Below are 5,655 nucleotides of genomic sequence, written 5' to 3' on the forward strand. Positions count from 1 at the left end.
TGTGGTACTTATCGGTTCGTTGTTATCTGATAAACTTGAATATTATGGTATAAATACCTTTCATAACCAAATAAATACAGCAAAAGCATTGAGAAATAATGGATGGGATTACAGTAATTCCTATGCTTTATCCAGAAAACATATTGCAACTGCTGTTTCCCGAAATACAAATATTGAATACTATATCGATATTCATAGGGATTCAGCAAGAAAAGCAAGCACAACAACTATTATACATGGAGAAAAATATGCAAGGCTGTACTTCGTGGTTGGTCAGGCTCATGAAAATTATGAAGAAAATTTACTGTTCGCTAGTAAATTCCATGAAAAACTCGAACAAAAATACCCTGGGCTGAGTAAAGGGGTTTATGTAAAAACAAAATCTGAAGGCAATGGGGTGTATAACCAAGATATTTCAAACAAGTCGCTCCTAATAGAAATAGGGGGCATCGATAACAATAAGAGAGAACTTAGTAAAACCGTTGATGCATTTGCGGATGTATTCAAAGAGGTTTATGAAGGTGTTATAGAAGTAAACGCTCAATAAAAATTGAAGGCTGTCCAATAGAGTTTAATCCCTATAGGGTAGCCTTCAAATTTATCTTCTATTATTCTACAGCTGTTAATTCACTTCCTGTAACCCATTTATGATTTGTCACCTATTCCCCACCGTTTGTAGGAGTGTAATCAATCATATATACAGTAGTTTGTTTGGCCAAATCAACTGTCGCGGTAACATCATCCATTCCCTTCATATGGGATGCATTTATGGTCACTTCTGATCCAGGTTCCAATGGTTGTTCACCAGTGTCAACAATTTCTTCTTGTATTACCCATTTGTGGTTTTCCACCATCTCTCCTTCAGTTGTCGGAGTACACGAAATAGCATACGCAATAGTATTAAATGCACCCACAATTGTAGCTTTTGAACCCTACATTCCTTCCAAGTGATCTGTTTTAAGTATAGCCTGGTCTCCAACATCATATTTTGGATTTTCTGCAACTGCTAAATTTTCAGGGACTTCACCTGAGCTGGAATGTTTCATACCATCATGTGAATCAGTTTTATACATCTCCGTATTCTCATCATTTTCATCGTGATTCATTTCACTATTATTACCACATGCTGCTAAAATTACTGCTGTGACAATGAATAAAATTCCAATTAAATATTTCCTGTTCCTCATGTTGTAATCCTGCTTGGAATTCGTAGAAAGTTTTTATTACTGTTTTTCATAATTAAACAGTCGCGCATTTATAGCAACAACTACTGTGCTTAATGACATAAGCAGTGCACCGACTGCTGGACTTAACACAATACCAATTGGGAACAGTATCCCGGCAGCTAACGGGATAGCAATGATATTATATCCCGCTGCCCACCATAAGTTTTGAATCATTTTTCGATACGTAGCTTTTGATAAATCCAAGATGTTAACCACATCTTTCGGATTGCTTTCGACTAGAACAATATCTGCGGTTTCCATAGCTACATCTGTTCCTGCACCAATTGCAATTCCTAAGTCAGCGTTAGCCAATGCTGGGGCGTCGTTTACTCCATCACCGGTCATAGCAACACGCTTTCCATCTTTTTGAATCTGTTTGACAAAATCAGCTTTTTCATCGGGAAGAACCTCAGCAGTAATCGCATCAAGCTCCAATTGCTTTCCTACCCATTGTGCAACTTTATCGCTATCACCCGTCAGCATCATTGCTTCAATGTTCATCGATTTCAGCTGCGCAATCGCTTCTTTGGAGCTATCTTTTATTTGATCCGCCAGTGCAACGAATCCTTCTAATTTACCGTCGATTAATAGGAAGGATATTGTTTTTCCTTCTTCACTTAATGGCTGAAATTTAGATTGATCAAAGTCAATATTATTATCCTTTAAGTAACCAGGACTAACCACTTTTACGTTTTTATTACCTACTCGACCTTGAATACCCTTTCCAGTTAAAGATTCAAAATCATTTGGTTGAGGGTATTCAATATTTTGTTCTTTTGCATAGTTGACAATTCCCTTAGCAATTGGATGTTCTGATTGTGACTCAAGTGACACCGTATATTTTACAATTTCTTCTTCGCTTAGATCTCCACTTGAAATTACATCACTTACGCCAAATTCGCCCATTGTCAATGTACCGGTCTTATCAAATATGACAGCTTCGATCTTTCTAGCTTCTTCAAAACTAGAGCGCTTTCGAATAAGTAATCCACTTTTTGCAGCGAGTGTTGTCGACTTTGCTACGACTAATGGCGCTGCTAGCCCTAAGGCATGAGGACAAGCAATAACCATAACTGTTACCGTACGTTCTAAAGCATAACTAAAGGACGGACCAACAAAAATCCAGATGATAAACGTAACTAAACCAGCAGCCATTGCTACATAAAATAACCATTTAGCCATACGATCGGACAAATCTTGCGTACGAGACCGTGAATTCTGAGCTTCCCGAACCATCGTAATTACTTGTGATAGATAACTATCCTTTCCCGTTTTTTCAATTGAAATGGTAAGTGAACCTTCTCCATTAACAGATCCGCCAATTACCTCCTCATCTTTTTCTTTTAAAACAGGAACTGATTCACCTGTCAGCATTGATTCATCTATTTCAGAACGACCTTTGGTAATGATACCATCCGCAGGAATTTTTTCACCTGGTTTAACGAGAACACTATCACCGTTTTGTAAATCTGCTACTTTTACCTCTACTGTTTCTCCGTTTTCGTTAATGCGGTGAGCGGTGTTCGGCATCAGCTCGACTAATTTCTCGAGCGAAGAGGTAGCACTCATTACTGATTTCATTTCAATCCAATGACCAATTAACATAACATCGATCAGGGTAGCTAACTCCCAGAAAAAGTTACGCCCTTCCACTCCAAATACTGTTAACGTACTATAGCCATAAGCAACAATAATAGCCATTGCAATCAAGGTCATCATACCAGGTTCTTTTTGTTTAACTTCATCAAACATTCCTTTAAGAAATGGCCATCCACCATAAAAAAATACAATCGTTGATAATCCAAAAAGGATGTATAAGTCCCCGGTAAAACGCCAGTCGACATTGATTGCCTCTTGAATCATTGGTGACAATACCAGAATAGGTATGGTCAAAATCAATGAAATATAAAATCTTTTTTTAAAATCTTCCATCATATGTGCGTGATGGTCATGATGATCATGCCCACTATGTTCATCGTTACTATGATTATGCTGGTGATCATGGTTTGTTTCACTGTGATTCATCTGTTCAGTCAATTTTCGATACCTCCAATTCTTTTCATGATTGTTTACTATTTACATTTACCCTATAGGGGTATAAGGTAAACTGGTTCGTTTAGTATTTGTTACTTTATTTTATTTATAACTCAAGATCATAAATAATGCCCGAACTCGCAAAAAGGTTAATTTGATCGTATAAAAATATAAAAGGGGATTTTTTAAGCAAAGATATAGAAAAAGAGGGTCATACATATGTATAACCCTCTGAATTCCTTTCTATTAACCGCCTAGAATATAGACTTTAACTGTCAATTCTAGTAGCTGTTAACACAAGTAGGTAAGTCACCTTTTGTGGTTTGCGGATGGCATTCAGATTCTGGGTCTTCTTCCGGTTTTTCTTTTTGTTCTACTGCCCATTTGTCGCGAGAGAACTGAACAGCAAGTACTATTGCCCTAAATCCGATATCGAGACCAATAGCAATCCAAACACCTAGTAATCCCCAGCCAAGCTGAGTACCAAGGATATAGACAAATAATGTTCGAACCGCCCACATACCAACACCCGTGAGGTACATTGGAAACTTGGTATTATTTGCACCTTGATATGCCCCAGTTAAAACTATAACTACTGCAAGAAACGGTTGAAAAACCCCCGATACTTTTAGGGCTGTACCGATATTATCTATCACCGTCTGATCGTTAGTAAAGAGAGATCCCGCCCACTCTCCAAAGAAAAACAGGATGGAACCAAAAACAGTCATTACTCCAACAGCAAGAAAAAGCCCCAGCTTGGCGTATATTTTGGCCTCCGTGTACTCTCCTGCTCCGATTTTTCTGCCGACAAGAATAGTTACTGCCGTAGCAAAACCAAATCCAAGCATATATGAGAAAACTTCTATATTTCCAGCAATCTGATGGGCTGCAAACACGTTGGTACCCAGAGCGACTACCATTCCAAAATACACAACCTGTCCTGCTCGCATGATTAATCGTTCACCGGCGGCGATTTCTAAAAATACCCACCATCCACTAATTACGATCCCTTGACCCAGTCATCCAAGCGACTGCTACATTTTTCACATGGGATGATAGTCCTTGAGACGCATTGGTATTTACAACGAAAGGATTTAATCAAAATCATTGGACCGTATGTCAGGTTTCAACTGCATTTGGTTTTATTCTCGTCGACATTTTTCCATGGGAAGTGGACAAATTCTACCTCACCTTCTCCGAATTCATCTATGGCCGAAACTGAAGGGGTCTCCCAACGATGAAAAGGCGAAGTACGATGTTTTTTCTAGATATTATATTACGCAATTACCGAAGGTTTAGCAGACGGGCTTGCTTTTAGAGCTGTAGTTGCAGGTAGTGCTAACCTACGTAAAGTAATGTTCTCACTCGTTGTCCATGCTAGTGGGGAACTACTGGTGTTGCTAGTGGTTTCGATTTTTTTAATAAGTTCCCCGATTTTATTCCTGTGCATACATTACTTATAGGCTAATATTTGGAGGTATGGTAATGGATAACTATGTAAATCAAATTTTAACTTATTGGAAAGGTAAACCGCTAGAAGGGGCCAAAACACTCATACAGAAGTATGGGTATCCACAAGAAGCAACAATAAGCAGGTTAATATGGTATAACAATGGGCCATGGAAACGTACAATTGTCTATCGTGATACAGTACCACATAACTTCCCGACACCACATCCTGATTTTTTAGAACAAACAATTGATTATTGTGTTCCCATACACTTGTATGATAATGTTACTGCTTTTGATGGAAGTGTTTATTTAGACCGAACTAAAGGTGAAGCATCTGCAATGTGTCACAAAGAGGCTATGAACTTTTTATCTCTAAATTTGCTAAATGATATCGTTACTGGTCAACGGGATGTCGAAGGAGCAAAATTATTCTATGCCCAAACGGCCTATACGTATAGTAAACAAAACATTTCTTCTCCTTATACAGAGGGACTACTTTTTCCAAAGCAATACAATACCGCGGACCCCGGTATTATCTATTTTAAGTGAAAAGAGTGTCCCAAATCTATTGGGACACTCTTATCTATTTACTATTAACTGGGAATAAAGCAACCATCTGGACCGCAAACCAGCCCTTGATTTCGACGTTGTTCTTCTTCCTCTTTTTCCTTCTTCAATTGTTCTTTCTGCCAGCCGAAATCAATATCCGCTCCGAATTTTTGCGGATAACGAATGTACCATCGCTGTTTGCGGATAGTGAAGTTATCGGGATCTAACAAAATTGCGTCATCCAATTCTCTTAAAGCATCGGCGTTTCTCTTCTGTTTTGCATACTCCATGCCGAGTTTAAATTTTGTCTGTGCTAATTGAAGCTGAAGATCTGATTGTTCGTTACTTGTTTTACCATCATCAAATTCAACCTTTTCCACTTCTTTATTAATTA

At 38.3% G+C, this 5,655-nt stretch carries 4 protein-coding genes and 2 pseudogenes; 2 read left to right on the top strand and 4 right to left on the bottom strand.

Translation table 11 applies throughout. The annotated features are described in order from the left end of the window. A partial coding sequence (gene spoIIP, locus ACOI1D_RS20900; protein WP_422504057.1) for a stage II sporulation protein P occupies window positions 1–547 on the top strand: 547 nt, incomplete at its 5' end. A gap of 112 nt (window positions 548–659) precedes the next feature. Here the strand turns inward: spoIIP and ACOI1D_RS20905 are convergent. The 3 genes and pseudogenes from ACOI1D_RS20905 to ACOI1D_RS20915 all read right to left on the bottom strand — a co-directional run bounded on the left by ACOI1D_RS20905 (window position 660) and on the right by ACOI1D_RS20915 (window position 4,210). Continuing rightward, window positions 660–1,187, bottom strand: a pseudogene (locus ACOI1D_RS20905) (YdhK family protein). Window positions 1,188–1,223: 36 nt separating this feature from the next. Next, the gene (locus ACOI1D_RS20910) at window positions 1,224–3,251 is read right to left on the bottom strand and encodes a heavy metal translocating P-type ATPase (protein WP_422504063.1); all 2,028 of its coding nucleotides are present in this window, start codon (window positions 3,249–3,251) and stop codon (window positions 1,224–1,226) included. A gap of 290 nt (window positions 3,252–3,541) precedes the next feature. Further along, complete coding sequence (locus ACOI1D_RS20915; RefSeq protein WP_422504059.1) at window positions 3,542–4,210, bottom strand: MATE family efflux transporter; 669 nt, start codon at window positions 4,208–4,210, stop codon at window positions 3,542–3,544. 535 nt (window positions 4,211–4,745) lie between these two features. Here ACOI1D_RS20915 and ACOI1D_RS20920 point away from each other — a divergent pair. After that, a complete protein-coding gene (locus tag ACOI1D_RS20920; RefSeq protein WP_422504061.1) occupies window positions 4,746–5,261 on the top strand; it encodes a hypothetical protein in 516 nt (171 codons plus the stop codon). 44 nt (window positions 5,262–5,305) lie between these two features. Here the strand turns inward: ACOI1D_RS20920 and ACOI1D_RS20925 are convergent. Next, window positions 5,306–5,655, bottom strand: a pseudogene (locus ACOI1D_RS20925) (thioredoxin family protein); the annotation flags it as partial.

Source organism: Virgibacillus sp. DJP39 (assembly GCF_049310925.1).
In the GTDB taxonomy this organism is placed as follows: Bacteria; Bacillota; Bacilli; order Bacillales; family Amphibacillaceae; genus Virgibacillus_F.

Excerpts from the sequence above, each read along its gene's own strand:
- ACOI1D_RS20910 (WP_422504063.1), bottom strand. The coding sequence starts at position 3,251 with ATGAATCACAGTGAAACAAACCATGATCACCAGCATAATCATAGTAAC.
- ACOI1D_RS20915 (WP_422504059.1), bottom strand. The coding sequence starts at position 4,210 with ATGCGAGCAGGACAGGTTGTGTATTTTGGAATGGTAGTCGCTCTGGGT.
- ACOI1D_RS20920 (WP_422504061.1), top strand. The coding sequence starts at position 4,746 with ATGGATAACTATGTAAATCAAATTTTAACTTATTGGAAAGGTAAACCG.